Origin of the sequence: Agromyces rhizosphaerae, assembly GCF_027925245.1 — a bacterium.
GTDB classification, from domain to species: Bacteria; Actinomycetota; Actinomycetes; order Actinomycetales; family Microbacteriaceae; genus Agromyces; species Agromyces rhizosphaerae.
Window position 1 is genome coordinate 88,688 of record NZ_BSDP01000001.1, and the last position, 26,694, is coordinate 115,381.

The following is a 26,694-nucleotide window of genomic DNA, read 5'->3' on the forward strand; positions in this document are numbered from 1 at the left end:
CGAGGCCGCAGACGACGGATGCCCGTCCCGGATCGGGTCCGGGACGGGCATCGCGTGCGTGGTGCGGGAGATCAGCCCTCGGCGGGCGCGGCGGCGTGCTCGCCGGCCGCGTCGCGGCCGTGCGTCTCCGCCTCGTCCGCGATGACCGGGGCGAGCGAGAGCTTGCCGCGGTCGTCCACCTTGGTGATCTCGACCAGGATCTTCTGCCCGACGCCGAGCACGTCGTCGACGTTCTCGACGCGCTTGCCGCCGGCGAGCTTACGCACCTCGGAGATGTGCAGCAGGCCGTCCTTGCCGGGCAGCAGGGAGACGAACGCGCCGAAGGCGGCGATCTTCACGACGGTGCCGAGGAACTGCTCGCCGACCTCCGGGTTGGTGGGGTTGGCGATCGCGTTCACCGCGGCACGGGCGGCCTCGGCCGTGGGGCCGTCGGTCGCGCCGATGAACACGGTGCCGTCGTCCTCGATCGAGATGTCGGCGCCGGTGTCGTCCTGGATGCCGTTGATCGTCTTGCCCTTCGGGCCGATCAGCTCGCCGATCTTGTCGACCGGGATCTGCACGCTGATGACGCGCGGAGCGGTCGGCGCCATCTCGTCGGGGCCGTCGATGGCGGCGTTCAGCACCGACAGGATCGTGGTGCGCGCCTCCTTCGCCTGGGTCAGCGCGGCGGCCAGCACCGAGGCGGGGATGCCGTCGAGCTTGGTGTCGAGCTGAATGGCGGTGACGAACTCGCTGGTACCTGCGACCTTGAAGTCCATGTCGCCCAGCGCGTCCTCGGCACCGAGGATGTCGGTGAGGGCCGCGTAGCGGGTCTCACCGTCGACGGTGTCGGAGATGAGGCCCATCGCGATGCCCGCGACCGGCGCGCGCAGCGGCACGCCCGCGTTCAGCAGCGACAGCGTGGACGCGCAGACCGAGCCCATCGAGGTCGAGCCGTTCGAGCCGAGCGCCTCGGACACCTGGCGGATCGCATACGGGAACTCGTCGCGCGTCGGCAGCACCGGCACGAGCGCGCGCTCGGCGAGTGCGCCGTGCCCGATCTCGCGTCGCTTCGGCGACCCCACGCGGCCGGTCTCACCGGTCGAGTAGGGCGGGAAGTTGTAGTTGTGCATGTAGCGCTTCTTGGTGACCGGGCTCAGCGAGTCGATCTGCTGCTCGAGCTTCAGCATGTTCAGCGTGGTGACGCCCATGATCTGGGTCTCGCCGCGCTGGAAGATGGCCGAACCGTGCACGCGCGGGATGACCTGCACCTCGGCGTCGAGCGGACGGATGTCTGCCAGGCCGCGGCCGTCGATGCGCACGCCGTCGTTGAGCACGCGCGAGCGCACGACCAGCTTGGTGACCGACTTGTACGCGGCCGACACCTCACCGTTGGCCGACTCGGGCAGCTCGCCCGCCTCGACCTTGGCGGCGACGGCCTCCTTGACGCGCGCCTTGAGCGCGTCGTCGGCGTCCTGGCGCTCGACCTTGCCGGCGATCTGGTAGACGCCCTTGAGCTCGTCGTAGGCGATGCCCGCGACGACGTCGTAGGTCGACTGCTGGTACGGCGGGAACGTCGGGTAGTCGGCGGTCTCCTTGGCGGCGGTCGCGGCGACCTGCTGCTGCGCCTCGACGAGCTGCTTGATGAACGGCTTCGACGCCTCGATGCCCTCGGCGATGACCTGCTCGTTCGGCTTGACCGCGCCGGCCTGGATGAGGTCCCACGCGTTGTCGGTGGCCTCGGCCTCGATCATCATGATCGCGACGTCGGTGCCGCCCGAGGCATCCGTCACCACACGGCCCGCGACGACCATGCTGAACACGGCCTCCTCGAGCTGGGCGTGCTTCGGGAATGCGACCCACTGGCCGTCGATGAGCGCGACGCGCACACCGCCGATGGGGCCCGAGAAGGGCAGGCCCGACAGCTGCGTCGACATGGATGCCGCGTTGATGGCGAGCACGTCGTAGAGCTCGTCGGGGTCGATCGCGAGCACCGTCACGACGACCTGGACCTCGTTGCGGAGGCCGTCGACGAACGACGGGCGCAGCGGGCGGTCGATGAGGCGGCAGGTGAGGATCGCCTCGGTCGACGGGCGGCCCTCGCGGCGGAAGAACGAGCCGGGGATGCGGCCCGCGGCGTACATCCGCTCCTCGACGTCGATGGTCAGCGGGAAGAAGTCGAAGTGCTCCTTCGGCTGCTTCGACACGGACGTGGCCGACAGCAGCATGGTCTCGCCGTCGATGTAGGCGACGGCCGAACCCTGCGCCTGCTGGGCGAGTCGCCCGGTCTCGAACCGGACGGTGCGGGTGCCGAAGCGACCGTTGTCGATGACGGTCTCGGCGGCGGTGATCTCAGGACCTTCCAAGAGGTCTCTCTCCTTTGTTTCCCGTCGCACCCCGTATGGGCACGACTCCTACGCAGGAGCAGGGGAACAGGCAGGATCTCGGCGAGTCTGGATGAGTCGTCTCGCTGGCCACCAGTAGAACACCTCGGACGCGTGTCGTTCCGAAGTCCACCACAGGAGACCAGCGCACCTGCCGGAGCCTGCTCCGCGATCGCGCCGAGGATTCGTGGGAATCGCACAGCGCAACCGGAGCAAGACTAGCAGAGCACGACAATCGTGCCGAGCCCACGGGCCCGGCACGGTCATCGCCGGTGCGGCGCGCTGCGCGTCAGGAGCTGAAGGTGCCCTTCAGCGCGATGAACGCACCGCTGGTGGTGTCCTCGACGGTCACGTTCGAGTACACGACCGAGAACAGCGTGGCGGTCTGCCCGGGCGGGCAGTCGAGGGCCTGGTCGGCCGGAGTCGGCACGATCGTCAGCGAGCCGACGATCTGGCCGTTCTTCGCCGCCGGGAAGACCCCGCTCGCGGAGACGCGGCTGTCGATGGTCGTCTTCTTCGGGTCGGACGGCACGTTGTTCCCGCCGTTGACGCAGGAGTACGTCGCCGACAGGTCGGCGCTCGCCACGACGGTCTCGACCGATCCGGACTCGAGGCCGGCCTCCTTGAAGTCGACCACCAGCGACGTGCCGACGAGCGACGCGTCGGTGGCGTTCTTGATGAAGTGCGGGTTGCCCGCCACGGCCGGGGCCGCCCCGACGATGGCGAGGGCTGCGGCCGCGCCGATCGCGACCAGCGCACGACGTATGGACATGATGGATGCTCCTTCGCATGGGTGAATCGGTTGCAGTGCAACTGCAGCCGGAGTCCCACGCGCGTCGTGCGAGCCCGTTCGGGTGTTGCATGCGTGCGCGGCCATCCGGCCACGCTCACCTTCGCCACGGTACGCGGGCGCGCGGTGGTTCGGCAGTGTTTCTGAGCTTTCCTCATATTTGTTGGCGGGTTCCCCGAGTCCCGGCGCCGTCCTCGCAGTCGGGGCACGGGCGTACGATGAGCGCATGGGTTCCGACGACGAGACTCCACAGGGCGCGAGCGACGAGACGAAGCGCAAGTTTCGTGAGGCGCTCGATCGCAAGAAGCAGCAGGCGCAGGGGCGCGGCGAGGCGCACCTCGATGGCGAGTCGGCCGTGCACGACGCCCACGGCCCCGTGACGCACCAGCGCGAGTTCCGGCGCAAGAGCGGCTGATCCGACCCGATCCGGGCGCACGGTCGTCTGCCGTTCACCTCGACGTGAGAGAACGGCGCGGTGGATGCCGCGTGGATCGACGGCCTCACGGGCTCGCCGTGGCTGCTTCCGGCGCTGTTCGCGCTCGTCGTGGGCGACGCCTTCCTGGTCGTGCTGCCCAGCGAGACCGCAGTGGTCGCGCTCGGCGCGCTGGCCGCGTCCAGCGGATCGCCATCGCTGCTCCTGATCGTGCCGGTCGCCGCGGCCGGGGCGGTCACGGGTGACCTCCTCTGCTACCTGATCGGCCGCAGGATCGGGCTCGACCGGTGGCGCTGGCAGCGCGAGGGCCGGGTGGGACACGCCATCGAGCGCGTGCGCAGGACGGTCAACCTGCGCACCGCGGTGCTCGTGTTCACAGCGCGGTACGTGCCGTTCGCGCGCATCGCGGTCAACCTCGCCGCCGGCGCCGGCCGCGTGCCCCTGCGCCGCTACCTGCCACTGTCCGCCGCGGCCGGCCTCGCCTGGGCGATCTACAACGTGGCCGTGGGCGGCCTCGTCGGCAGCACCCTCCGGGAGGACCCGCTGCTCGCGGTGGCGATCTCGGTCCCCGTCGCTATCGCGCTCGGGCTCGCGGTCGACCGCGTCGTCGCGGCGCTCGACGCCCGGCGCGAACGTGGCCGACAGGTGAACGACGAGACGCCAGACCATCACGCCTGAACCATCGCGGCAATCCCATCAGATCAGGGGTTGTGGAGTCCATCGTCCGGCCATATGTTAACGACCAATCACATATGTCCAAGGATGGGCTGCGGTGGTGGTGCGCGATCGACGCCGATCGTGCGGACGGGGTCCATCCTCTTCTCGGAAGCAGGTGGCCTCGTGCCCGAATTGAACAGACGTTCCGTCCTCACCCTCGGAGCCGCACTCGGCTTCGCGGGCGCAGCAGTCCCCGGCGCAGCCTGGGCGTGGCCCTCGACAGGCTCCGTCGCCGGCAGCGGATCCGGCCTCGACCCGCAGCAGGTCTGGGACCCGCAGATCGACCAGATCATGGCGTCCATCGTCGACAACGGCCAGGTCGCCCAGGTGAACGACGCGATGCGCAACTGGGTGCACAACTGGCAGCCGGTGCCGAGCGCCCTGCCGACGGACCTGAAGAACTACTTCCAGGAGTCGACGAAGCTGCCCGACTGGGTCGACTGGTGGAAGCTCCGCCGAGCAGGCGACTTCCACCGCCGGATGGACAGCTACCTGTTCTTCATCTACGGGGTCGGCGGCGGCATCATGAGCACCGTCATCCCGCGCGAGGCCAAGTCGGTGTACTGGTCGAAGGGCGGCGCCGACATGCAGGACCGCGCGGCGAAGACGTTCGCCTTCGGCTACGACCTGACCGACAAGGATGCGTTCGAGTGGTCGGGCGAGTTCAAGGTGACCGCGAACAAGACCCGCATCGTGCACGCCGCGGTGCGCCACCTGCTGCCGCAGTCGCCGCACTGGCAGGCGGTCGCCGACGAGCAGATCCCGATCAGCAACGGCGACATCCTGGTCACGTTCCACAGCACCGGCACGTTCGCGCACAAGATGCTGAAGCAGTGGGACGTGCCGATGTCGGACTACGACGAGGCGTCGTTCCTGCACGCGTGGCAGGTCGCGCTGCACTACCTCGGCGTGCAGGACGAGTACATCCCGGCGACGTGGGACGAGGCGCATGCGCAGGCCGACGCGACGCTCACGCCGATCCTCGGCTGGACGCCGGAGGGGCAGGACCTCGCCGAGGTGCTGCTCGGCCTCACCGCGCAGGTCGACCTCGGCGTCACCCGCGGGTTCCTCAACGAATTCGTGCGCTACATGCTCGGCGACGAGATCGGCGACTGGCTCGGACTCTTCCGCGACGAGACGTCGAAGAAGATCATCGAGGAGGGCTGGCCGCTGTACATCAAGTTCCGCGAGAGCCTGATCCCGGTCATGCCGACCAACTTCATGCTGTTCGACAAGTTCGTGAAGGGCCTCGCGATGGCGTTCCTCAACAAGGGCTCGTCGACCCAGACGACGCCGATCGAGGTGCCCGACACCAACCGTCCGTCGTACTGACCCGGTGACACTGCGTGATCCCGGCGCCGCGCTCGCGGCGCCGGGATCACTGCTACTCCCCCGCCAGCCCGCCCAGCAGGTGCCCCACCGGCCGGTCGAGCGCGAACGGGTCGTTCACGAGCCCGCTTCGGTCGGTGCGTGCGACGAGTTCGGCGAACTCGCCGGCGGCGCGCCCGACGCGGTCGGGCAGCGGGCGCACGCCGTCGCCGTCGCCCCAGTCGCTGGTCGCGGCGAAGACGCCCGTGGTCACGGGCACCGCGTGCAGGTAGGTGAACAGCGGGCGGATCGCGTAGTCGATCGCGAGCGAGTGCCGCGGGGTCCCGCCCGTCGCGCCGAGCAGCACCGGCAGACCCGTGAGCGCCTGCGGGTCGATCACGTCGATGAACGACTTGAAGAGCCCCGAGTAGCTCGTCGTGAAGATCGGCGTCACCGCGATCAGCCCGTCGGCGGTCGCGACCGCGTCGAGCGCAGCCTGCAGCTTCGGCGGCGCGAAGCCCATGAGCAGGTGGTTCGTGATGTCGTGCGCGAGGTCGCGCAGCTCGAACACCTGCACCTCGACGTCGGCGCCGCGCTCGCGGAGCATGGCGACCGCGTCGGCCGTCAGCCGGTCGGCGAGCTGTCGGGTCGAGCTCGGGGTCGACAGCCCCGCCGAGACGACGACGATGCGCGTGGTCATCGTGCATCCCCTCGCGTGGCCGCGAGCCCGAAGGCCGAGCCGGTCGGTGCCGCGGGGGCGGCGTCCTGGTACGGCGAGCCGAGCGTGAGGTTGTCGCCGCGGTTGGCGTTCGGCACGGCCTGGCGCGGAGCGGCGTCCCCGTACTTCGCGCGCACCAGCGACGCGTGCGTCGGGGCATCCGGAACCTCTGCCGGCCGGTCCTTCGCGAACTCGCGGCGCAGCACCGGCACGACCTCCTCGCCGAGCAGGTCGAGCTGCTCGAGCACGGTCTTCAGCGGCAGGCCGGCGTGGTCGACGAGCCAGAGTTGCCGCTGGTAGTCGCCGACGTAGTCGCGGAACCCGAGCGTGCGGTCGATGACCTGCTGCGGGCTGCCGACGGTGAGCGGCGTCTGCGAGCTGAACTCCTCGAGGCTCGGGCCGTGGCCGTAGACCGGCGCGTTGTCGAAGTAGGGGCGGAACTCGTCCACCGCGTCCTGCGAGTTCCTGCGCATGAACACCTGGCCGCCGAGGCCGACGATCGCCTGCGCGGCGGTGCCGTGACCGTGGTGCTCGAACCGCTGGCGGTACAGCTGCACCATGCGCTGCGTGTGGTACGCGGGCCAGAAGATGTGGTTCGCGAAGAAGCCGTCGCCGTAGCTCGCGGCCTGCTCGGCGATCTCGGGGGTGCGGATCGAGCCGTGCCAGACGAACGGCGGCACGCCGTCGAGCGGACGCGGGGTCGAGGTGAAGCCCTGCAGCGGCGTGCGGAACTTCCCCTCCCAGTCGACGACGTCCTCGCGCCAGAGGCGGCGCAGCAGCTCGTACGACTCCATGGCGATGGGCAGGCCCTGGCGGATGTCCTTCCCGAACCACGGGTAGACCGGCCCGGTGTTGCCGCGGCCGAGCATGAGGTCGGCGCGGCCGCCCGACACGTGCTGCAGCATCGCGTAGTCCTCGGCGAGCTTGACGGGGTCGTTCGTGGTGATGAGCGTGGTCGCGGTCGACAGCTGCAGCGTCGAGGTGGCGCCCGCGATCGCGGCGAGCGTCGTGGTGGGCGAGCTCGACCAGAACGGCGGGTTGTGGTGCTCGCCGAGCGCGAAGACGTCCAGGCCCACCTCCTCCGCGTGCTTCGCGATGGTGAGCGTCGCCTGGATCCGCTCGGCCTCGGACGGGGTGCGTCCGGTCGTCGGGTCCTGGGTGATGTCGGAGACGGTGAAGATTCCGAATTGCATGGCGGCCTCCTGGCCCTCGTTCCTCGTGGGATCCATTCTATGCATGTGCATGTAAATGAGTGAACGGATGCCCCGCCGGGGCTATTCCCGCGTTCGCAGGGCTACTCGGTGACCAGCACGACCTTGCCGCGCAGGTGACCGGCGCGCAGGTGCCGATAGGCCTCGACGACGCGCTCGATCGGATACACCGAGTCGACCGGGAACACGAGGGAGCCGTCGGCGACGAGGGCGGCGACGTCGGCGAGGTCGTCGTCGAGCGCGCTCGCCCCGCCGGCCGTGGTGGCACCGATCTCGGCCGCGAACGGACGGTCGGCGATCGTGTTGATCCGCGCGGGGTCGACGCCGAGCTCGAGCCCGGCCTCCATCGTCGAACGGCCGTGGTTGTCCAGCACCGCGTCGACGCCGGCCGGTGCGATCGCGCGGATGCGCTCGACCATCCCGTCGCCGTACGCGACCGGCACCACGCCGATCGAGCGGAGGAACTCGTGGTTGTCGTCGCTCGCGGTGCCGATCGCGGTCGCGCCGTGACGCGCGACCAGCTGCGCGACCAGCACGCCGACGCCACCGGCCGCCGCGCTCACCAGCACGGTCTCGCCCGGCTGCGGGGCGACCTGGCGCACGCTCGCCGCCGCGGTGCGCGCGGCGATCTGCAGCGACCCCGCCTGCTCCCAGGTGAGCGCCTCGGGCTTGGCCACGAGCGCGTCCGCGGCCACGATCGCGAAGTCGGCCTGCGCATGGAACCGGCGCCCGCCCAGCACCTCGTCGTCGACGCGCCACTCGGCGACCCCCGGCCCGACCGCGTCGACCAGCCCGGCGAGGTCGTTGCCGTTGCCGGTCGGCAGCCCGCCCTCGCCGTTGAACGCCTGCCACGACCCCTCGCGCTCGATGATCTTCCAGTCGACCGGGTTCAGCCCCGCCGCCCGGACCCGCACCCGGACCTCGCCCGGACCCGGCTCGGGCCTGGGCACCTCCCGCACGACCAGGTCCTCGACGGATCCACGACGCTCGATCAGCACGGCACGGGGCATGCGGTCCTCCTCATCGTCCCGCGGCGAGTCGCAGCACCCGCCGCGCGGCATCGGCCAGGGCGACGCCGTAGGAGCGGCCGTGGCCGGCCGCGTGCACGGCGAGCGGATGCAGCTGATGCAGCGGCACCCGCGCGCGCCGGCCCGCCCGGGGCGGCGCGACCTCATCGTAACCGGCGAGCACCGCGTCCAGGCCGGGGCAGCCGAACAGGTCGAGCATCGCGAGGTCGGTCTCGCCGTGCCCGCCGTGCGCGGCCGGGTCGATCACCACGACGCCGTTCGGCGAGTAGAGCACGTTGCCGTTCCAGAGGTCGCCGTGGATGCGCGCCGGCGGCAGGTCGTCGTCGAACGCGCCGTCGGCGACGACGTCGCACGCGCGCCGCACGAGGTCGGCCTCGGCCGACGCGAGGTTGCCCGCGTCCACCGCCACGCCGACGAATGGCAGGACCCGCGCCTTGGCATAGAACGCTCCCCACGAGGTCGAGGTCGTGCGCGGCATCTCCCGGCGACCGATGTAGAGCGGTCCGGTCCAGCCGGCGGGCGGCGCGCCGAACGTCTCGGCACCGGCCGCGTGCGTCTCGGCGAGCGCACGCCCGAACGCCCGAGCCGCCTCCGCATCGGGCCGCGCGATCGCGATGCGCTCCAGCTCGATGCGGCCCGGGCCGACGTCGACCACCCGCGGCGTCGCCACGCCGCCCGCGTCGGCGAGCCAGGCGAGACCGGCCGCCTCGGCCTCGAAGAACCCCTCAGGGGCATCCGCCCGCTCCTTGCGCACCACCTGCATGACAGCCAGTCTCCCAACCGGCATGGGGACGGCACGCAGGTACCGTCCAGCCGGCTCACCTAGGCTGGAACCCATGGCTACCGTCGCGCTGACCCTGGACACCTTCGAGAAGACGATCCTCGAGGGCGGCACCGTCTTCGTCGACTTCTGGGCCAGCTGGTGCGGACCCTGCCTCCAGTTCGGCCCGAACTACGAGGCCGCGTCGGAGGACAACCCCGACCTGACCTTCGCGAAGGTCGACACCGAGGACCAGCAGCAGCTCGCGGCCGCGATGGGCATCACGTCGATCCCGACGATCATGGCGTTCAAGGACGGAATCGGCGTCTTCTCCCAGGCCGGTGCGCTCCCCCGCCCCGTGCTCGACGACCTCATCTCGCAGGTGCGCGACCTCGACATGGACCAGGTCCGGCAGCAGCTCGCCGAGCAGGAACTCGCGAACGAGTCGGAGCTGCAGGGCGCGCGCAGCGAGGGCTGATCAGGCCTCTTCGGCCGCGACCGCCTCGAGCCCGCTGAGGTCGAGCTCGACCCGGTAGGGACGCTCCGCCCCGACGATCGTCGCGGGCACCCGCACGTACGCGCCGTGCTCGCCCAGCCGGTCGAGCACCTCGCGCCACCGGTCGTCCGCCGCCTCGTGCAGGAATCCGGCCAGGTGCGGCCTGTTCCCGCCCACGAGCTGCACCCCGATGCGATAGCGCCGCGACATCCAGCGGCTCGCACGCGGCACGAGCACCGCGTGCTGCTCCATGCCGCCGTGGATGCGCGCCAGGTCGATGGTCGACTGGTGCCGCTGCGCGTCGAGCACCGGCACGACGCCGCTCACGGCGCGGGGCTTCCCCGGCGCGTCGATCACCCGCACGCCGTCGAGCGTGCGCAGGTCGCCCCAGCGATCGGGATTGCGCGTCGAGCGGCCGTCGCGCACGAGGGTGGCGACGAGCCACGCCGCCGCGGCCGTGACGGCGACGAGGAGCGGCCAGAAGGCGAACGGCGCGTTCTCGGGCCGGACGAGGCTGATCGCCACCGCGAGCGCGAGCACGACGAGGTACGGCAGCGGCTCCCACTGGCCGAGCGGCTTGTTCCGGGGCGCGGTCATCCGAGCAGCTCCGGGCGCTGCCAGTCGTTGCCGTGCACGTGCTGGTCGAGGAACGCGAAGATCGTCTCGTACCAGATCACGGCGTTCTGCGGCTTCAGGATCCAGTGGTTCTCGTCGGGGAAGTACAGGTAGCGGTGCACGGTCGTGCCGTCCTCCGCGGCGTGCGCGGCGGCGAGATCGGACCAGAGCCGGAGCCCCTCGCCGATCGGCACGCGGTAGTCCTTGTCGCCGTGGATCACGAGCAGCGGCGTGCGGATGCTCGCCACGTGCCGGTTCGGGGAGTGCGCCTCCATCGCCTCGGGCGTGAAGATGCGACTCCAGTACGCGGTCATGTCGGTCGTGCCGGCGAACTGGTCGAGCGCCCAGAGGCTCGCGTGCGTGACGATGGCGCGGAACCGGTCGGTGTGCCCGGCGACCCAGTTCGCCATGTACCCGCCGAAGGAGCCGCCCATCGCGGCGGTGCGGGTCTCGTCGATGTCGGGCCTGGCCTCGACGGCATCGGTGATCGACATGAGGTCGGTGTACGGCTCGTCGCCCCAGGCGTTCCAGCCGCGGCCGACGAAGTCGAGCCCGTAGCCGGTCGACAGGCCCGGGTCGGGCAGGAGCACGGCGTAGCCGCGGGCGGCGGCGAGCAGCGGGTTCCAGCGCCAGCTCCACGCGTTGAAGCTCGCGACCGGGCCGCCGTGGATCCAGAGCAGCAGCGGTGCGGGTTCGCTGTCGGACGCCTGCTCGGGCAGCACGAGCCAGCCGCGCACGCGGGTGCCGTCGGCCGCCGTGGTCTCGACGTCCTCGATGCGGGCGGATGCCTCGGTAGCCGGCGCCGGGCTCGCGAGCGGCGTCACGGTGCCGTCGGCGCCGATGCGCACCGGGTGGGGTGCGATGACCCAGGTCGAGCGCAGCGCGACGAGATCGTCCGAGCCGGGCACGACGCGCACGTCGGCGTACGCGAAGTCGTCGCGCGTGAGCTGCTCCGGGGCCGAGCCGTCGAGCGGGATGCGGAAGACCGGTGCGCGGCCGTCGGAGTCGGCGGTCGCGATGAGCGACGCGTCGTCGGCGGCGAAGGCGAGCGACGTGGCCCAGCGGTCCCAGCCGGTGGCGATGCGGCGCGCGCCGGTGCCGTCGAGCGCGCTGACCCAGATCTCGACGTCGGTCGGACCGGCGGGCGACGCCTTCGCCTGGCGCACGTGCACGAGGGTCGTGCCGTCGTGGCTGATCACCGGGGCGGCGGCGTCGATGCCGGGCAGGTCGACGAGCGTGCGGCGCTCGCCCGTCGCGGCGTCGATCGCGACGAGGACGCGGCGGCCCTCCTGCGGGCCGGGCACCCGGAGGGAGGCGACCACGGTCGCTCCGTCGGGCGTCACGGCGGTACCGGCGGAGTCGGCCTCGCGGCCGGGGCGCGGCGTCAGGTCGAACGGGCGCGGCAGCGACGCCGGGTACGGGGCGGGCGCGTCGTCGTCGGAGTCGTCGCCCGGGGCATCCGTCGTCGGCAGTTCGTCGGCCAGGTCGCCGAGGTCGAGGCTCAGCAGGTGGGGCTCGGCGGGCCCGAGGTCGTGGTCCCAGAACCGCACCGGGTACGAGTCGTGCAGGATCGCGGCGACCTTGGCCTTCTTCCGGCGACCGCGCAGGGCGGCCTCGGCCTCGAGGTCGTCGGGAGTGCGCAGCAGTTCGGCGTTGATCACGACACGATCGGATGCCTCGGAGACGGCGCCGATGCCCGAGACGCCGCCCGCGAGCCGGGTGATCGGCCGGGCGTCGCCGCCCGCGGCGGGCAGCAGCCAGAGCTGCGCGGCCTCGTCGTCGCCGTCGGCCTCGGCGTCGGGGCGCGCGGAGACGAAGAGCAGGTCGCCGGCGGCCGTGAACCATGCGCCGGCCTCGCCCTTCGCCGAGCGGGTCAGGCGCGTCGGGGAGCCGGTGCCGTCGCCGGGCACGCTCCAGAGGGCCTTCTCGTACGAGGTGCCGTCCTTGGAGAGGGTCGCGACGGTGAGCACCGCGCGGCCGCCGTCGGGTGAGAGGGCGAGTGCCTCGACTCTCGGGATGCGGATGTAGTCGTCGAGCGAGTCGAAGGGCATGCGGTACACGTTAGCCGCGATCGGCGGCCGCTCAGTCCGCGCGGATCGCGTCGAGCCGGGACGCCACCTCGTCGAGCACCCGCTCGTCGCCGGTGTGGATGCCGGAGGTGCGCGGCCAGTGCGTGATCACGTCGGTGAACCCGCGCTCGCGGGCGAGGCCGACGGCCTCCTCGAACGCGTCGACGCTGCGCATGGCGTACGACTCGTCGCGGTCGAGGCTGAGGTGGCGCTCGATGCTGCGCGGGTCACGGCCGGCCGCCTCGCAGGCGTCGTCGAGGCGCACCGAGAGGTCGCCGACGGCGCGCCACCACTCCGCGTCGCCCGCGCCGACGTACGGCCCGGTCGTGACCCAGCCCTGCCCGTGCTGCACGGCGATGCGCAGGGCGCGGGGCCCGTTCGCGGCCATGATGAACGGCATTCGGGGCCGCTGGGCCGGCTCGCCGACCATGCGGGCCTCTCGCGCGGTGTACCAGGGGCCGTCGTGAGAGATGCCGCCGGAGGCATCCGCCTGCCCCTCGCCCTGCTCCCCCTCGAAGCGCAGCAACTCGTCGAGCGTCGCCGTGAAGTCGGCGAACCGGTCGACGCGCTCGCGCGGGGTGAGCTCGGGCTGCCCCATCACGTGCGCGTCGAAGCCCGTGCCGCCCGAGCCGAGGCCGAGCAGCACGCGGCCGCCGGAGACCTGGTCGAGTGTCGCGACGTCCTTCGCGAACGGCACCGGGTGGCGGTAGTTCGGGCTCGCGACGAACGTGCCGAGGCGGATGCGCTCGGTGACCATCGCCGCGGCGGTGAGCGTCGGGATGGTCGCGTGCCAGCGCTCCCCCGCGAGCGAGCGCCAGGAGAGGTGGTCGTAGGTCCACGCGTGGTCGAAGCCGCGCTCCTCGGCGCCGCGCCAGTAGCGGGCCGCCTCCGGCCAGTCGAACTGCGGGAGGATGACGATGCCGACGCGCATGGTGATCGAGTCTAAGCGCCGTCGCGGGGCGGCTCGACCGTCGCGTCGCTCGGCAGCGGCACCGGCTCGGCACCCGGCACCTCGTCGAGCCCGCTGCGGTCGTCGCGCTCGAGGCGCACGAGCACGATGCCCGCGAGGATCAGCACGCCTCCGAGCAGCTGCAGGGGCGTGATGACCTCGCCGAGCACCCACCACGCGACGATCGCGGCGAAGATGACCTCGGAGAGCCCGAGGAACGACGCGAGGCGCGTGCCGAGCATGCGGATCGCGGTGATGCCGGCCGCGTAGGCGAACGCGGTCGAGACGAGGCCGACGACGAGCACGGGCACCCACCACGGGGCGGTGCCGCCGAGGAAGGCGACGCCGTCGACGAACGCGAACTCGAACGGGAGGATGCCGGTGAGGCCCACCAGCCCGAGCACGAGGGCGCCGACCACGAAGCCGGATGCCGCGAGCGCGAGCGGCGGCACCGCTGCATCCGCCCGGTCGCCCAGCACGTAGTACACGCACATGCCGACCATCGCGAGGCCCGCGAGCAGCAGACCGATCGGGTCGAGGTCGCCGCCGCCCGGACCGATGACGAGCACGAGGCCCGCGATCGCGACGACCGAGCCGGCGATGACCACGCCCTGGGGTGCGCGGCGGAGGCGGACCCAGGCGAGCAGCACGAGCGCGACCGGCGCGAGGTACTCGATGAGCAGGCCGAGGCTCACGGGGATGCGCTCGATCGCCGCGTAGAACGCGACCTGGGTGAGCACGACGCCGAGGATCGCGAAGGCGAGCACGGTGCGCCAGGCGGCCAGGAGCGGACGGATGCTCCAGCGCATGGCCGCGAGTCCGGGGATCGCGAGGGCGACGGCCGCGACCACGATGCGCGCGAAGACCGCCGCGCCGGGCGACCAGCCGGCCTCGAGCAGCGGCTTGACGACGGCGCCGCCCGCGCCGAACGCGAGGCCGGCGGCGAGGCCGACGACGATGCCGGCGAATCCGCGTGATGCGCGCACGGTGCTCCTACTGGTGGGTGCGGTGGTCGTGGTTCCTGGGAGACGACGACGGCCCCCGCCGAAGGGCGGAGGCCGTCGTGAAGAAGTTCGCGGTGTCGTCGACGACTAGCGGCGCAGCCCGAGACGCCCGATGAGCGCACGGTAGCGGTCGATGTCGACGTCGGCGAGGTAGCCGAGCAGACGACGACGCTGACCGACCAGGAGGAGCAGGCCACGACGCGAGTGGTGGTCGTGCTTGTGCTCCTTGAGGTGCTCGGTGAGGTCCTTGATGCGGGTGCTGAGGATCGCGATCTGGACCTCGGGGGATCCAGTGTCACCGGGGTGGGTCGCGTACTCGTCGATGATCGCCTTCTTGGTCTCTGCATCCAGTGCCATAGAGGGATCCCCTTCCTACTCGTTGCGCGGTGCTCCGGGCCGGATGCCCGAGCGCTCTTTGTCCGCGGCCGTCATGACGGCAACCTGAAGAGTCTACCAGAGGCGGATGGTGGCGGCGAACGGGCGGGGCGCTCGGCTCGGGCCGGTGTCAGAGTTCGGCGACGTGGATGAGGACCTTTCCGATCGCGGCGTGCTCGACGGCGTCGTGGGCTGCGGCGGTCTGTGCGAGCGGGTAGTCGTGCAGCGGCAGGCCCGCCGCTGCACCGACGGGCAGCGCGCCATCGCGCACGGCGGCGGCGACGTCCTCGGCGGCGGCATCCAACGCGGCCTGGCCGACGGTGTAGAGCAGGAGCCCCTGGACTCGGACGTTCTTCGCGAAGCTCGGGCGGATCGGCATCGTGAAGCCCGAGCCACCGTCGTCGGCGTAGTACGCGACCGACGCGTGGTTGGCGACGATCTCGGCATCCAGTCCGGCATTCACGGCGAGGGAGACCTCGACGATCTGGTCGACCCCGTCGGGGGCGATCTCGCGGATGCGCGACGCGACGTGCTCCGTCGTGTACTCGATCGTGTGATCGGCGCCGGCGGCGGTCGCGAGTGCCGCCTTCTCGGGCGAGCTGACCGTCGCGATGACGAGTGCTCCCGCCCAGCGCGCGAGCTGGATGGCGGCGTGCCCCACCGCGCCGGCGCCACCCGCAACGAGCACCACGCGGCCCGTGAGCGCCCCCGGCGCAAGTCGTGCTGGGCCGAACTCGTGCACCGTCAACGCCCGGTGCGCCGTCATCGCGGGAACGCCGAGGCTCGCCCCGACCTCGAAGCTCGCCTCGTCGGGCAGGGGCACGACGCGTGCCGCGGGAACGACCGTGTACTCCTGGGCCGTGCCGGTCGGGCGCCCGTGCGCCGCCATGTAGATCCACACGCGGTCCCCGACCGCGAGGCCGGCGACGTCGGCGCCGACGGCATCCACCACGCCCGCGCCGTCCTGGTTCGGCACGATCTCGCCGGGCACGGTCGGGTTGCTCGCGCGCGCCTTCCAGTCCGTCGGGTTGACGCCCGACACGGCGATGCGCACGCGCACCTCCCCCGCGGCGGGGACGGGCAGCGGGCGCTCGACGAGTGAGAGCACGGAGGAGTCACCGGGACGGGAGTAGACGATCGCCTGCATGTTCACGTCGAACGCGGGGAGCGCGGGCGGCATTCCGGGTGAGGGTTCTGCCCGACCCGTCCTCGGGCGGATGCGGCATGGGTGGGCGTGCCTCGCACCTGCTGAAACCACCCTGTGGAGAACCGAATTCAGCCGCACGAACCCTTGATCAGCTTGGGTTTGCCACGGTAGACTCGAACATACGTTCGAACCTCGCCTTCGACCTGGGAGCACAGCCCGTGGCGCTCACCGCGATCCCCGACACACGCACGGCACTCGACGCCGAGCTGTCCGCGATCGCCGAACTCGACCGCTCGATCCGTGGGGCGCAGGCGGAGCAGCTGCGGCGCGTCGAGCGCGCCCGGCGGCTGGCCTCCGAGGTCGAGGGCGTGGATGAGCTGAGCACGTTCACGCAGCGGGAGTTCGCGACCCGGGCGTTCATCGCCGAGCTCGCCACCTCGCTCACCGTGCACGAGCGCACGGCGGGGCGCATGGTCGGCGACGCGGAGCAGCTCACGCGCCGTTTCACGGCCACGCTGCAGACGCTCGCGGACGGGTCGATGTGCCTCGGGCGGGTGCGGACGGTGCTCGAGTTCGCGAGCCAGCTGCCGGTCGAGGCGCAGCCCGAGTTCGAACGCGAGGCACTCGCGCGTGGGGCCGGCGACACGCCGTCGGCGTTCCGTCGTCGCGCCAGGCGGCTGCGCGAGCGGATGCACCCGATCGAGGCGGTCGAGCGGCACGAGGTCGCCCGCGCCGAACGCAGCGTCGTGCTCGATCCCGCGCCCGACGGCAGGGCGTGGCTGAGCATCCACCTCGAGGCCGAGCGCGGCATCGCGATCATGTCGCGGCTCGACGCCTTCGCCGACGTGCCGGGGTCGGATGGCGAGGGGGTCGACACGCGCACGCCGATGCAGCGTAAGACGGATGCCGCGGCCGACCTGCTCCTCGGCGGATGGCTGCACGACGCACCCGCCACCTCACCGCTCGCGCCGCCCACCTCGCCGCTCGGCGCGGTCACGCCGAAGGTGTACGTGACCGTCCCCGTCATGACCCTCCTCGGGGCGAGCGACGAGCCCGCCGAACTCGACGGGTACGGCCCGATCGACGCCGACACCGCCCGTCGCCTCGCCGCACACGCGCCGTCGTTCCAGCGCATCCTCACCCACCCCGAGACCGGCGCCTACCTCTCCTACGGGCGCACCACCTACCGCGTGCCCGCCGACCTGACCGGGTACCTGAGGGTGCGCGACGGCGGCTGCCGCTTCCCCGGCTGCTCCCGCCGCGCCGGGCGCTGCGACCTCGACCACACCACCGACTGGGCACACGGCGCCCACACCAGCCACCAGAACCTCGCGCACCTCTGCCGGAAACACCACCGCCTGAAGCACCAGACCGCGTGGCACGTCACCCAAGACACCGGCGGCGAACTCCGCTGGACCTCCCCCGCGGGACGCGAGTACGTCACCGGCCCGGAGTCGCCCTTCCGCGAGAAGCCACCACCCGAGGCATCCGCACGAGCCGTCGCACTCGGCTGCTCCGCCACCGACGCTGACCACCCCGACACCGACACCGACACCGACACCGACACCGACACGGATGCCAACCCCGAACCACCCTGGGCGGCCGGTCGCACCGTGGCGCCCGCGGCGTAGCCGCATCGATCGGACCGCGCTCGCTACGATCGACCGCGTGAGGGAGCCCGACATCCGCCCGCTGCTCGAGCCCGTGAGCGCCGAGGCGATGCAGGAGGCGTACGCACACGCGCCCGAGTCGACACTCGGCGAGACGCTGCGCGGACCACGCGCGAGGCGCATCGTCCCGCTCGCGATCATCGGGCTCATCGCCGTGCTCGTGCTCGGCGGCCTCGTGTCGCAGCTCGTCGAGGGCGCGCTCGGCCAGCGGGCGCAGGGCGTCGTGGTGTTCCTCATCCTCGCCGCGCTCATCACGGTCGGGTGGCTCTCCTGGCTGCAGCTGCAGCACGCGCGCCGCGAGCGCTACGCGCGGCTGGCCTCGTTCGCCCGCGCGAACGGGTTCGACTACGAGCCGACGCGGCCGGGCCGGCGGCACGAGGGGGTCGTATTCCACGTCGGTTCGTCGCGACGCGACGAGGACGTGTTCCACTTCCTGCCCGACGAGCCCGGCCAGCGCGAGGTCGAGGTCGGCACGCACGTGTACGAGGAGAAGTCCTCGAGTCGCCGCGACGCGACCGAGCACCGCTGGGGCTACCTCGCGGTGCGCCTCGACCGGCGACTCCCCCACCTGCTGCTCGACGCGACCCGCAACGACGGCGCGTTCGGCGTCTCGAACCTGCCGATCGGGTTCGCGAAGGACCAGCGGCTCTCGCTCGAGGGCGACTTCGACCGCCACTTCGCCCTCTACTGCCCGCGCGAGTACGAGACCGACGCGCTCTACGTCTTCACGCCCGACGTGATGGGGCTGCTGATCGACGAGACCGGCGCCTACGACGTCGAGGTCGTCGACGACTGGCTCTACGTGTACTCGGTGACGCCGTTCGCCCTGCTCGAGCCCGAGACGTGGCGGCGGCTGCACCGCATCCGTACGGTCGTGGGCGAGCGCCTGGCGCGCCGCTCCACCCGGTACGCCGACGATCGAGCGACCGCGCCGATCGAGACGCAGGTGACGGATGCCCGGGGGCCGGCCCTCGACCCCGGCGAGCCGCCGCCCGCGGCATCCGCCCTCACCTCGCGTCTCGCCCATGACCGCATCGCGCCCGGCGGAGCCCGCCTGCGCCGCCGCCGTGTGCTGACCACGTCGACGGTCGGCGTGGCGGCCGGTGCGATCGGGCTCTACTGGCTGTTCGGCATGTTCGATCGACTGGTCGGCTGACCCGTCGGATCAGCCGGTGACGCTCGCGAGCTCCTCCGCGGCCAGCTCGGTCTGCTCGTCGGTGAGGGGCACGATCGAGGCGCGCTCGGCGATCTCGTCGGCGTTGTCGACGTAGAAGTCGACGAACGCCTCGACCTGGGGCTCCTCGGCGTAGGACGCGTTGTTCACGTAGATGAACAGCGGCCGGCCGAGCGGCGCGTACGAGCCGTCCTGCACGGTCTCGACCGTCGGCGCCACGCAGCCGTCGCCCGAGTCGACCTCGAGCGCCGTGACCAGGTCGGGATTCTCCTCGACGTAGCTCAGGCCGAAGTACCCCATGCCGCCGTCCTCGGCGGTGACGCCGGCGACGATCACGTCGTCGTCCTCCGAGGCGCCGTAGTCGGTGCGCGTCGCGCCCTCCTCGCCGTTGATCGCCTCGGTGAAGTAGTCGAACGTGCCCGAGTCGCCACCGGGGCCGTGCAGCACGAGCGGCTCGTCCGGGAACTCCGGGTCGACCTGGTTCCAGCTCGTGACCTCGCCCTCGGCCTCGGGCGCCCAGATCGTCTGGAGCTGCTCGACCGTGATGCACTGGATCCAGTCGTTCGCCGGGTTCACCACGACCGACAGCCCGTCGTTCGCGATGACGATCTCGGTGTACTCGACACCGGCCTCGGCGCACGCGTCGATCTCGTCCTCGGAGATCGGACGCGACGCGTTCGAGAGGTCGGTCTCCCCCCGGCAGAACGAGCGGAACCCACCGCCCGTGCCCGTGATCGAGACCGTGACGACGACCTCGGGCTCGACCGCCTCGAACTCGATCGCGGCGGCCTTGGTGAGCGGGCCGACCGTCGAGGAGCCGTCGGTGACGACGGTTCCCGCGAGGTCGGCCGCGCTCCCGGACTCCTGCCCGCTGCATCCGCTCAGCACGAATGCCGCCGTCAGCGCGATCGCGGCCGTGGCGATCCCCACTGTGGTGCGCATGTCACGTGCTCAGTTCTGGCCGACCGGGAGCAGCTCGGAGATGAGCACCTCGATGCGGCGGCGGATCTCGTCGCGGATCGGGCGGACCGACTCGATGCCCTGGCCGGCCGGGTCGTCGAGCTCCCAGTCCTCGTAGCGCTTGCCCGGGAAGATCGGGCACGCGTCGCCGCAGCCCATCGTGATCACCACGTCCGACTCCTTCACGGCATCGACCGTGAGCACCTTGGGCGTGTTGCCCGCGATGTCGATGCCCTCCTCGGCCATCGCCTCGACCGCGACCGGGTTGATCGCATCCTTCGGCGCGGAGCCCGCCGAGAGCACCTCGACGCGGTCGCCGCCGAGGGCACGCAGGTACCCCGCGGCCATCTGCGAGCGGCCCGCGTTGTGGACGCAGACGAACAGGACGGTGGGCGTGTCGGACATGGTGGTCTCGCTTTCTCTCGGTACGAAAAAGCATAGACGGTCATCTATGAAATGTGAAGTTCGTCCAACAGCCTGCGCACGCGCGTCTCGATGTCGTCGCGGATGCCGCGCACCTCGGCGAGCGGACGACCCACGGGGTCGTCGAGCTCCCAGTCGAGGTAGCGGCGGCCGGGGAACACGGGGCACGCGTCGCCGCAGCCCATCGTGATCACGACGTCGGCCGCCTTCACGGCCTCGTCGGTGAGCGGCTTCGGGAACTCGCCGCCGAGCGGCACGCCGATCTCGTCGAGCGCGGCGACGACCGTGCCGCGCACCTCGGCCGCCGGGTCCGAGCCCGCGGTGCGCACGGTGACGCGATCGCCCGCGAGCTGGTGGAGGATCGCCGCGGCCATCTGCGAGCGCCCCGCGTTCTCGACGCAGACGAACAGCACCTCGGGCGTCGCCGCATCGGCGCCCCGGTCGCGGGCCAGCGCATCCAGTCGCGAGGCCGTGAAGGCCGCCGTGCGCGAGGAGAGGCGTGCTGCCGGACCGGTCGAGGCGAGCAGCCGGTAGCTGTCGGCGACGTAGTGGGCGACGGTCTCGCGACTGAACACCCCGCGGAAGCGCACGGCCAGGTCGCGCGAGATGCGGTCGAGGTCGGGCGGCGTCGCGGGCTCCGCAGGAGCACCGAGCAGCGCGTCGATACGGTCGACCCACTCGGGCTCGATCGAGTACCAGGCGCGCCGACCCTCGGGCTCGCGGCGCACGATGCCCTCCTCGAGCAGCGCGCGCATGTGGTGGCTCACGGTCGGCTGCGACACGCCGAGCGCCTCGGCGAGGCGGCCGACGAGCTCGCGCCCGCCGTCGGCGTCGCGGATGAGCCGCAGGATGCGCACGCGCGTGGGGTCGGCGAGCACCGTCAGCGACCCGTCGACCCCCGGGGCATCCGTCGCGCCATGCATAGACGGGAGTCTATACAGGTCGCCCGCCGGTCGCCCGAGGACACGAATCGGCGGCAGTCGCGCGGAAATCGACCCGAAACGGTTCAATTGGAGGATGATCGAGGTATGGACGTCAGGCTGAAGCGGGTCTACGACGATCCCGAACCCGAAGACGGGGTGCGCATCCTCGTCGACCGACTGTGGCCGCGCGGCATGACCCAGGACCGGGCCGTGCTCGACTCGTGGACGAAGGATGTCGCGCCCTCCCCCGCGCTGCGGGCGGAATGGCACGCGCACCTCGACCGCTGGGACGAGTTCGCCGCGCAGTATCGCGAGGAGCTCGCGACGAACTCGGCGGCCGAGTACCTGCGCAACTACGTGCGGACGCACCCGCACGTCACCCTGCTCTACGGTGCGAAGGATCGCGAGCACAACCACGCGGTCGTGCTGGCCGAGTACCTCACCGCCGCCTGATCGACCCGCCCAGCGCTACGGCGCGAGCAGGAAGATCGGCGGCACGCCGAGGTGCGCGTACACGATCACGAGGAACACCACGAGGTCGAACAGCAGGTGCACCGTGATGACGTAGGTCAGCGACTTCGTGAGCCGGAACGTCCAGCCCTGCAGCAGCGCGAACGGGATCGTCAGCAGCGGCCCCCACGCCTGGTAGCCGAGCTCCCAGAGGAACGACACGAACACGATCGCCTGCAGGCAGTTCGCCAGCCAGTCGGGGAAGTGCCGGCGCAGCAGCGCGAAGCAGGTCACGATGAAGAACAGCTCGTCCCAGATGCCGACCGCGTTCACGCCGACGAACAGGCGCGCGATCTCGTCGGGTTGGGTGACCGTCGGCCAGTTCGTGTAGACGCCCGAGGTGATGAAGTAGAACGGCAGGATCAGCCAACCGAGCAGCACCACGAGGCCCAGGTACGACCACTGCACCGGGGTCCAGCGGTGCCCCGTGCGCCACGGGAAGCGGATGACGCGGTCGCCGAACACGAACCGAGAGATGACGTACGGCACGGCGACCGCGAGCCCGAGCACCGTGCCCATGAGCGCCATGTTCGCGTAGCTGATGTCGGCCTCGAGCGAGATCGTCGAGATGATCACCTGCCCCAGTGCGATCAGCCCGAGGTCGCGCAGGAGCGCGTGCTCGCCGGTCGCGCGCTCGACCACCCACGCCGCGACGAGGCCCACCGCGAGCGTGGCGTAGCCGGCCCAGGCGACCTGCACGCCGAACAGCAGCACGGCCGCGCCGCACACGACGAGGGCGGGCAGCAGCGCCCAGGTGCGGGCGGTGCGCGTCACGGGCGGGGCGGCGGGTGCGGCGGTCACCGATTCAGGATCGCACACGGGCGCCCGCGACGGCCCGAGGTCGGCGCGTTCGAGGAGCCCCGTCGGCGGCGCGTGCGAGCATCGAGCCATGACGACACCGATGCCTCGAGCCTGGATCGTGCCTCCCTACCTCCTGGCCCGCATCGCCGTGCAGCCGCAGTTCGAGCACGCGGCCGTGGCCGCACGGCGCACGCTCGACCGCGACGCGCCGTTCCGCGAGTTCCGCTGCACCGACGAGCGACCGCCGAGCCCGCCGCACGAGGGACTGCTCGCCGAGGCGCCGGCTCACCCGGCGGGCACGCCGTTCCGCCGCATCTCCGACGCGGGCGGCCGGGAGGTGCTGCCCGGGCGGCTCGTGCGCAGCGAGGGCGAGCCCGACACGGGCGACGAGGCGGTGACCGAGGCCTACGACGGCCTGGGCGACATGTTCGGGTTCCTGTTCGAGGCGTACGGTCGCGACTCGATCGACGGGGCGGGCCTGCCGCTCGACGCCACGGTGCACTACGGGCGCGACTACGACAACGCGTTCTGGGACGGCGAGCGCATGGTCTTCGGCGACGGCGACGGGGAGGTGTTCCGGGGGTTCACCAACTCGCTCTCGGTCATCGGCCACGAGCTCGCCCACGGCGTGACCGAGCGCACCGCGAACCTGCGCTACCAGGACCAGTCGGGCGCGCTGAACGAGCACGTCTCCGACGTCTTCGGTGCGCTGCTCGAGCAGTACGTGCGCCGCCAGGAGGCGCGCGACGCGAGCTGGCTGATCGGCGAGGGCCTGTTCACCGACCAGGTCGAGGGCGTCGCGATCCGCTCGATGATCGCGCCCGGCACCGCGTACGACGACGACGTACTGGGCCGCGACCCGCAGCCCGCCCACTTCCGGGACTTCATCGTGACCGACGACGACAACGGCGGGGTGCACCTCAACTCGGGCATCCCGAACCGCGCGTTCGTGGTCGCCGCGCTGCGGCTGGGCGGCCCGGCGTGGGAGCGCGCCGGGCGGGTCTGGTACGACACGCTCACGAGCGACCGGATCGGCCGGGACACCGACTTCGCCGGGTTCGCGGCGGCCACGCTCGACACGGCGCGCGCCCGGTACGGCGACACCTCGGCCGAGGTGCTCGCCGTCGCCGAGGGCTGGGGCGAGGTCGGCGTGCTCGCCGACTGAGCCCGCCGCGGCTACGCGCCGCGGAGGTCGCCGCGCACGATCGAGTCGCCCGAGTGCGCCGGGTCGCCGTCGTCGGGCTCGGCCGACACGTCGACCAGCGGGTACTCCCCCAGGTCGATGCCGGCGGGCACCGTGAAGCGCCCGGTGGCGCCATCGAGCAGGCCGATGCTCACCAGGCCCGAGGCGTCGCCGCGGATGAGCCACACCTCGAGCAGGTCGTCCGGGTCCTCGACGCCGGCCAGGTCGACCACGACCTCGCGCGTGCCGTCGGGCAGTTCCTCGACCACCGCGACGCCGCTCGCGCCGGGCCAGTCCGGGAAGCCCTCGAGGTCGGCCTCGGCGAGCACGGTCGGATCGGGCTCGCGCGAGTTCCACCAGATGCCACCGCCGATGCCCGCCACGAGCCCCAGCACCGCGGCCGCGGCCAGCAGCGGGGCCCAGAAGCGCGCACCGCGGGCGCGGCGGCGCTCGGCGAGATCGACCGGCGCGGGCGGCACGTCGGCGGGCGGCGCGACCGTGGCAGGCGCAGCGGGTGCGGCGTCGGCCTCGGAGGCATCCGCCGGTGTCGCCCTGAGCTCCTCGGCGAGGCCGAGCTCGGCGTGGATGCCGGCCCAGACCGATGCGGGCGGAGTCTCGAGCGGAGCGCCCGCGGCCTCTCGTGCGAGGTCGGATGCCGCGCGGAGCGCATCGAGTTCCCCGGTGCAGCGCAGGCACCCGTCGAGGTGGTCGCGCTCCTCGAGCGTCGGCTCGCGGTCGCCCAGGGCGATCACGGCGAGTTCGTCGTCGTCACAGTGCAGCATCATCCACCTCCAATCGGGCTCGCATGCGGGTGAGACTTCGTCTGACGTGGCTCTTCACGGTGCCGAGCGGCATGCCGGTGCGTTCGGCGATCTGCCCGTGCGTGAGCCCCTCGTAGTAGGCCAGATGCATGATCCGGCGCGGTTCGGGCGGCAGGTGCGAGAGCTCGTCGGCGACGAGCACGCGCTCCTCCATGCGGGGATCGACCGTCTGGGTGACCGCGAGCTCGCCCGCGGCCGCCTCGGCAAGGCGCCGCTCGCGCGACCTCGCCTCGTGCATGTCGGCGACTGCGTAGCGGGTGATGCCCGTGAGCCACGCCGACAGCGACCGCTCGGGGTCGAACCGCTCGCGCGAGCGCCACGCCTTCACGAAGACCTGCTGGGTCACGTCCTCGGCGTCCTGGCTGTTGCCGAGCGAGCGCACGGCGATCGTGAACACGAGTCTCGACCACCTTCCGTACGCGGCCGCCACGGCCCATTCCTCGCCGTTCCGGAACGCCTCGGCGAGCCGTCGGTCGTCGTTCGCGGGATCCTCCACGTGCCTCCGCTGCCTCCTCGCGGTCGTCGTGTCCTCGACCACGAGCGGTTCCGGCGCACCGGGCGCCGTCGCCGCGATCGTGTCCACCAGCATAGTGATCGCCGCCTCACCCGACGGGCTCCGTGAGCACCACGACCGAGTCGAGATACGTGCGGCGCTCCCAGTCGAACTCGCCGCCGCAGGTGATGATCGCCAGCCGGCGCGGGCCGGACCGGTCGAACACCGCGTCCCAGTCGACCGAGCCCTTCCGGGCCGCGTCGCGCGCGGTGATCGTGAAGCGTTCCGTCGTGCCCTCGGCCGAGGTCAGCACGACCTCGGTGCCGGCAGGCGCATCCGCGAACGCGGCGAACGGTCCCAGGCCGTAGTCGAGCGAGTCGACGTGCGCGGCGACGACCACGGTGCCCGCCTCATCGCCGATGCCCGGACCGTAGCGGTACCAGCCCGCCACGTTCGGGTTCTCGGGCAGCTCCATGACGTCGCCGTCGACCACGCCGACGCGCACGACCTCCACGTCGACCCCGATGCCCGGGGCGCGCAGCCGCACGGGCGCCTCGGTCGGATCGGCGGGCTGGTCCTCGAGCGCGGCGCTGCGGACGGGCACGGATGGCACGCTCGCGGTCGCGGCATCGGAGGGCTCGACGGATGCCACGGAGGGCACCGGCACGGATGCGTCGATCACCGGGATCGGCGCCGGCTCCGCGGCATCCGTCGAACCCACCGCTCCCCACGCCACGGCGCCCGCGGCCAGCAGCGCCGCGAGAGCGGCCCCCGCGCAGCACGCCGCTGCGACGGAGGCCGCCCTCGTCCGGTTCATGGCGCTCAGCGCCGGCTCCGGACCGGGCTGCGACGGTCGGCCACGCCGATCGCCACGGCCGCACCCAGCAGCAGCACGGCGGCGGAGGCACCGAGCCACCACACCGCTGCATCGACGGGCGCGTTCGTCGCGGCGAGACCCGCCTCACCCGCGGGCACGTCGCCCGGGGAGGAGTGGAGTCCGCCGACGGTCTGGACGGCGAGGGCGAGGTTCTCGTCCTCGAGGCTGCCCCAGGCGTAGGCGATCGTGAGCTCGCCCTCGGCGACGGTCACGTCGGCCGGCCCGAGCACCGGGTCGGTCGTGCCCGCGGCGGCGACCGATGCGGAGATCGTGCCCGCCGGCAGGTCGAGCGATGCCTCGTCGGGGTTGGCGAGGTCGGTGATCACGGCGTCGCCGCCCGCGAGCACGTCGACCGCGGGAGCCGCGGCGATGTGGCGCACGGTCAGCCGGCCCTCGCCCGCAGCCGACGACGACGTGTCGTTCGTGAACAGCGACGCGGTCGGCGAACCGTCGGCGTCGAGGTGCGCGGCCGCGGTGTAGTTCATGCCGGCCTCGAGCGGGAGGTCGACCGGGCCGATCGCGGCGTCCTCGGAGTCGGCCGCGTTGATCTGCACCGTGTAGGTGCCGGCGGGCAGTTCGAGCGGTCCGGCCAGGTCGCCGGGCTCGAAGTCCTCGAGCGTGAGGTCGTCGTTGACGTACACATCGACCGTCAGGCCGGGCACGCCGTGGAGCACGCTCAGCATCGCGCTGTCGCCCTCCTCCGCGGATGCGGGTGCGACGGCGCCGAGCGCGAGTGCCGCGCCCGCGACGATGCCGGCTGCTGCGCCGGCGGCGGTTCTGGTGCGCATGGGATCTTCCTCCTCATCTGGCCCCGATCGGCGGGGCGGAGAACTGCTGTCACCCATGTCTTCCGGTCGACACGGGCGAACGGATGCA

At 72.1% G+C, this 26,694-nt stretch carries 28 protein-coding genes; 8 read left to right on the forward strand and 20 right to left on the reverse strand.

Features of this window, described 5'->3' with window-relative positions; translation table 11 throughout:
- Positions 1-71: 71 nt before the first annotated feature.
- Positions 72-2,345, reverse strand: coding sequence for a polyribonucleotide nucleotidyltransferase (locus QMG39_RS00440; protein WP_281881832.1), 2,274 nt, complete (start codon positions 2,343-2,345; stop codon positions 72-74).
- A 307-nt stretch (positions 2,346-2,652) separates the two neighbouring features.
- Positions 2,653-3,135: a hypothetical protein gene (locus QMG39_RS00445; RefSeq protein ID WP_281881833.1), complete on the reverse strand. Its 483-nt coding sequence runs from the start codon at positions 3,133-3,135 to the stop codon at positions 2,653-2,655.
- Between the two features lie 244 nt (positions 3,136-3,379).
- Between QMG39_RS00445 and QMG39_RS00450 the strand changes: the two genes are divergently transcribed.
- The 3 genes from QMG39_RS00450 to QMG39_RS00460 all read left to right on the forward strand — a co-directional run bounded on the left by QMG39_RS00450 (position 3,380) and on the right by QMG39_RS00460 (position 5,635).
- On the forward strand, positions 3,380-3,568 hold the full coding sequence (locus QMG39_RS00450) for a DUF5302 domain-containing protein (RefSeq protein WP_281881834.1): 189 nt from the start codon (positions 3,380-3,382) through the stop codon (positions 3,566-3,568).
- Between the two features lie 60 nt (positions 3,569-3,628).
- Positions 3,629-4,264 carry a DedA family protein gene (locus tag QMG39_RS00455; RefSeq protein ID WP_281881835.1) on the forward strand — a complete coding sequence of 212 codons (636 nt, stop codon included), beginning with the start codon at positions 3,629-3,631 and terminating at the stop codon, positions 4,262-4,264.
- Between the two features lie 162 nt (positions 4,265-4,426).
- On the forward strand, positions 4,427-5,635 hold the full coding sequence (locus QMG39_RS00460; protein WP_281881837.1) for an oxygenase MpaB family protein: 1,209 nt from the start codon (positions 4,427-4,429) through the stop codon (positions 5,633-5,635).
- 52 nt (positions 5,636-5,687) lie between these two features.
- Here the strand turns inward: QMG39_RS00460 and QMG39_RS00465 are convergent, their stop codons facing one another.
- The 4 genes from QMG39_RS00465 to QMG39_RS00480 form a co-directional block, all read right to left on the reverse strand.
- Positions 5,688-6,311, reverse strand: a complete 624-nt coding sequence (locus QMG39_RS00465) for an FMN reductase (protein WP_281881838.1) — start codon at positions 6,309-6,311, stop codon at positions 5,688-5,690.
- Positions 6,308-7,522 carry an LLM class flavin-dependent oxidoreductase gene (locus tag QMG39_RS00470; protein WP_281881839.1) on the reverse strand — a complete coding sequence of 405 codons (1,215 nt, stop codon included), beginning with the start codon at positions 7,520-7,522 and terminating at the stop codon, positions 6,308-6,310. The genes QMG39_RS00465 and QMG39_RS00470 overlap by 4 nt, the downstream gene beginning before the upstream one ends.
- A gap of 101 nt (positions 7,523-7,623) precedes the next feature.
- Positions 7,624-8,550 (reverse strand): NADP-dependent oxidoreductase, encoded by a 927-nt coding sequence (locus QMG39_RS00475; RefSeq protein WP_281881840.1) that lies wholly within the window; start codon positions 8,548-8,550, stop codon positions 7,624-7,626.
- 10 nt (positions 8,551-8,560) lie between these two features.
- Positions 8,561-9,331: a fructosamine kinase family protein gene (locus tag QMG39_RS00480; protein WP_281881842.1), complete on the reverse strand. Its 771-nt coding sequence runs from the start codon at positions 9,329-9,331 to the stop codon at positions 8,561-8,563.
- Between the two features lie 73 nt (positions 9,332-9,404).
- On the opposite strand from QMG39_RS00480, the gene QMG39_RS00485 reads away from it, so the two are divergent.
- A complete protein-coding gene (locus tag QMG39_RS00485; RefSeq protein WP_281881844.1) occupies positions 9,405-9,806 on the forward strand; it encodes a thioredoxin family protein in 402 nt (133 codons plus the stop codon).
- Here the strand turns inward: QMG39_RS00485 and QMG39_RS00490 are convergent, their stop codons facing one another.
- From QMG39_RS00490 to QMG39_RS00515, 6 genes are all read right to left on the reverse strand, one after another.
- Positions 9,807-10,421 carry a hypothetical protein gene (locus QMG39_RS00490; protein ID WP_281881845.1) on the reverse strand — a complete coding sequence of 205 codons (615 nt, stop codon included), beginning with the start codon at positions 10,419-10,421 and terminating at the stop codon, positions 9,807-9,809.
- Positions 10,418-12,490, reverse strand: a complete 2,073-nt coding sequence (locus tag QMG39_RS00495; RefSeq protein WP_281881846.1) for a S9 family peptidase — start codon at positions 12,488-12,490, stop codon at positions 10,418-10,420. The genes QMG39_RS00490 and QMG39_RS00495 overlap by 4 nt, the downstream gene beginning before the upstream one ends.
- A gap of 31 nt (positions 12,491-12,521) precedes the next feature.
- Positions 12,522-13,439, reverse strand: a complete 918-nt coding sequence (locus QMG39_RS00500; RefSeq protein ID WP_281881848.1) for an LLM class flavin-dependent oxidoreductase — start codon at positions 13,437-13,439, stop codon at positions 12,522-12,524.
- Positions 13,440-13,450: 11 nt separating this feature from the next.
- Positions 13,451-14,443, reverse strand: coding sequence for an EamA family transporter (locus tag QMG39_RS00505; RefSeq protein WP_281881849.1), 993 nt, complete (start codon positions 14,441-14,443; stop codon positions 13,451-13,453).
- 105 nt (positions 14,444-14,548) lie between these two features.
- The gene (rpsO, locus tag QMG39_RS00510; RefSeq protein ID WP_281881850.1) at positions 14,549-14,818 is read right to left on the reverse strand and encodes a 30S ribosomal protein S15; all 270 of its coding nucleotides are present in this window, start codon (positions 14,816-14,818) and stop codon (positions 14,549-14,551) included.
- A 148-nt stretch (positions 14,819-14,966) separates the two neighbouring features.
- Complete coding sequence (locus QMG39_RS00515; protein WP_281887101.1) at positions 14,967-15,983, reverse strand: NADPH:quinone reductase; 1,017 nt, start codon at positions 15,981-15,983, stop codon at positions 14,967-14,969.
- A 218-nt stretch (positions 15,984-16,201) separates the two neighbouring features.
- Here QMG39_RS00515 and QMG39_RS00520 point away from each other — a divergent pair, with 218 nt between their 5' ends.
- On the forward strand, positions 16,202-17,614 hold the full coding sequence (locus tag QMG39_RS00520) for an HNH endonuclease signature motif containing protein (RefSeq protein WP_281881852.1): 1,413 nt from the start codon (positions 16,202-16,204) through the stop codon (positions 17,612-17,614).
- 37 nt (positions 17,615-17,651) lie between these two features.
- Entirely contained in the window at positions 17,652-18,809 is a 1,158-nt protein-coding gene (locus QMG39_RS00525; RefSeq protein ID WP_281881854.1) for a hypothetical protein, read from the forward strand.
- A gap of 9 nt (positions 18,810-18,818) precedes the next feature.
- Here the strand turns inward: QMG39_RS00525 and QMG39_RS00530 are convergent, their stop codons facing one another.
- From QMG39_RS00530 to QMG39_RS00540, 3 genes are read right to left on the reverse strand one after another with little or no spacing between them, the layout of a single operon-like run.
- Positions 18,819-19,769 (reverse strand): PstS family phosphate ABC transporter substrate-binding protein, encoded by a 951-nt coding sequence (locus tag QMG39_RS00530; protein ID WP_281881855.1) that lies wholly within the window; start codon positions 19,767-19,769, stop codon positions 18,819-18,821.
- A gap of 9 nt (positions 19,770-19,778) precedes the next feature.
- On the reverse strand, positions 19,779-20,192 hold the full coding sequence (locus tag QMG39_RS00535; RefSeq protein ID WP_281881856.1) for an arsenate reductase ArsC: 414 nt from the start codon (positions 20,190-20,192) through the stop codon (positions 19,779-19,781).
- Positions 20,193-20,236: 44 nt separating this feature from the next.
- Positions 20,237-21,133, reverse strand: a complete 897-nt coding sequence (locus QMG39_RS00540) for a metalloregulator ArsR/SmtB family transcription factor (protein WP_281881857.1) — start codon at positions 21,131-21,133, stop codon at positions 20,237-20,239.
- Between the two features lie 105 nt (positions 21,134-21,238).
- Here QMG39_RS00540 and QMG39_RS00545 point away from each other — a divergent pair, with 105 nt between their 5' ends.
- A complete protein-coding gene (locus QMG39_RS00545; RefSeq protein ID WP_281881858.1) occupies positions 21,239-21,586 on the forward strand; it encodes a DUF488 domain-containing protein in 348 nt (115 codons plus the stop codon).
- Positions 21,587-21,601: 15 nt separating this feature from the next.
- Here QMG39_RS00545 and QMG39_RS00550 read toward each other — a convergent pair whose 3' ends face one another.
- Entirely contained in the window at positions 21,602-22,444 is an 843-nt protein-coding gene (locus QMG39_RS00550; protein ID WP_281881859.1) for a CPBP family intramembrane glutamic endopeptidase, read from the reverse strand.
- Between the two features lie 88 nt (positions 22,445-22,532).
- On the opposite strand from QMG39_RS00550, the gene QMG39_RS00555 reads away from it, so the two are divergent.
- The gene (locus tag QMG39_RS00555) at positions 22,533-23,609 is read left to right on the forward strand and encodes a M4 family metallopeptidase (protein WP_281881860.1); all 1,077 of its coding nucleotides are present in this window, start codon (positions 22,533-22,535) and stop codon (positions 23,607-23,609) included.
- Positions 23,610-23,620: 11 nt separating this feature from the next.
- On the opposite strand, the gene QMG39_RS00560 is transcribed toward QMG39_RS00555, so the two are convergent.
- The 4 genes from QMG39_RS00560 to QMG39_RS00575 are packed head-to-tail and all read right to left on the reverse strand — an operon-like array spanning position 23,621 to position 26,606.
- The gene (locus tag QMG39_RS00560) at positions 23,621-24,412 is read right to left on the reverse strand and encodes an anti-sigma factor (RefSeq protein WP_281881861.1); all 792 of its coding nucleotides are present in this window, start codon (positions 24,410-24,412) and stop codon (positions 23,621-23,623) included.
- Positions 24,396-25,031 (reverse strand): RNA polymerase sigma factor, encoded by a 636-nt coding sequence (locus QMG39_RS00565; RefSeq protein WP_373878282.1) that lies wholly within the window; start codon positions 25,029-25,031, stop codon positions 24,396-24,398. The genes QMG39_RS00560 and QMG39_RS00565 overlap by 17 nt, the downstream gene beginning before the upstream one ends.
- Before the next feature lie 19 nt (positions 25,032-25,050).
- The gene (locus tag QMG39_RS00570; RefSeq protein ID WP_281881864.1) at positions 25,051-25,758 is read right to left on the reverse strand and encodes a class F sortase; all 708 of its coding nucleotides are present in this window, start codon (positions 25,756-25,758) and stop codon (positions 25,051-25,053) included.
- 5 nt (positions 25,759-25,763) lie between these two features.
- Positions 25,764-26,606: a DUF4397 domain-containing protein gene (locus QMG39_RS00575; RefSeq protein ID WP_281881865.1), complete on the reverse strand. Its 843-nt coding sequence runs from the start codon at positions 26,604-26,606 to the stop codon at positions 25,764-25,766.
- Between the last annotated feature and the right edge of the window lie 88 nt (positions 26,607-26,694).

Bases quoted from the DNA above. Each gene is read 5' to 3' on its own strand.
- QMG39_RS00500 (WP_281881848.1), bottom strand. From the start codon at position 13,439: ATGCGCGTCGGCATCGTCATCCTCCCGCAGTTCGACTGGCCGGAGGCG.
- QMG39_RS00495 (WP_281881846.1), bottom strand. From the start codon at position 12,490: ATGCCCTTCGACTCGCTCGACGACTACATCCGCATCCCGAGAGTCGAG.
- QMG39_RS00465 (WP_281881838.1), bottom strand. From the start codon at position 6,311: ATGACCACGCGCATCGTCGTCGTCTCGGCGGGGCTGTCGACCCCGAGC.
- QMG39_RS00480 (WP_281881842.1), bottom strand. From the start codon at position 9,331: ATGCAGGTGGTGCGCAAGGAGCGGGCGGATGCCCCTGAGGGGTTCTTC.
- QMG39_RS00445 (WP_281881833.1), bottom strand. From the start codon at position 3,135: ATGTCCATACGTCGTGCGCTGGTCGCGATCGGCGCGGCCGCAGCCCTC.
- QMG39_RS00555 (WP_281881860.1), top strand. From the start codon at position 22,533: ATGACGACACCGATGCCTCGAGCCTGGATCGTGCCTCCCTACCTCCTG.
- QMG39_RS00530 (WP_281881855.1), bottom strand. From the start codon at position 19,769: ATGCGCACCACAGTGGGGATCGCCACGGCCGCGATCGCGCTGACGGCG.
- QMG39_RS00515 (WP_281887101.1), bottom strand. From the start codon at position 15,983: ATGCAGGCGATCGTCTACTCCCGTCCCGGTGACTCCTCCGTGCTCTCA.
- QMG39_RS00545 (WP_281881858.1), top strand. From the start codon at position 21,239: ATGGACGTCAGGCTGAAGCGGGTCTACGACGATCCCGAACCCGAAGAC.
- QMG39_RS00490 (WP_281881845.1), bottom strand. From the start codon at position 10,421: ATGACCGCGCCCCGGAACAAGCCGCTCGGCCAGTGGGAGCCGCTGCCG.
- QMG39_RS00570 (WP_281881864.1), bottom strand. From the start codon at position 25,758: ATGAACCGGACGAGGGCGGCCTCCGTCGCAGCGGCGTGCTGCGCGGGG.
- QMG39_RS00485 (WP_281881844.1), top strand. From the start codon at position 9,405: ATGGCTACCGTCGCGCTGACCCTGGACACCTTCGAGAAGACGATCCTC.
- QMG39_RS00475 (WP_281881840.1), bottom strand. From the start codon at position 8,550: ATGCCCCGTGCCGTGCTGATCGAGCGTCGTGGATCCGTCGAGGACCTG.
- rpsO (WP_281881850.1), bottom strand. From the start codon at position 14,818: ATGGCACTGGATGCAGAGACCAAGAAGGCGATCATCGACGAGTACGCG.
- QMG39_RS00560 (WP_281881861.1), bottom strand. From the start codon at position 24,412: ATGATGCTGCACTGTGACGACGACGAACTCGCCGTGATCGCCCTGGGC.
- QMG39_RS00575 (WP_281881865.1), bottom strand. From the start codon at position 26,606: ATGCGCACCAGAACCGCCGCCGGCGCAGCAGCCGGCATCGTCGCGGGC.
- QMG39_RS00540 (WP_281881857.1), bottom strand. From the start codon at position 21,133: ATGCATGGCGCGACGGATGCCCCGGGGGTCGACGGGTCGCTGACGGTG.
- QMG39_RS00535 (WP_281881856.1), bottom strand. From the start codon at position 20,192: ATGTCCGACACGCCCACCGTCCTGTTCGTCTGCGTCCACAACGCGGGC.
- QMG39_RS00470 (WP_281881839.1), bottom strand. From the start codon at position 7,522: ATGCAATTCGGAATCTTCACCGTCTCCGACATCACCCAGGACCCGACG.
- QMG39_RS00450 (WP_281881834.1), top strand. From the start codon at position 3,380: ATGGGTTCCGACGACGAGACTCCACAGGGCGCGAGCGACGAGACGAAG.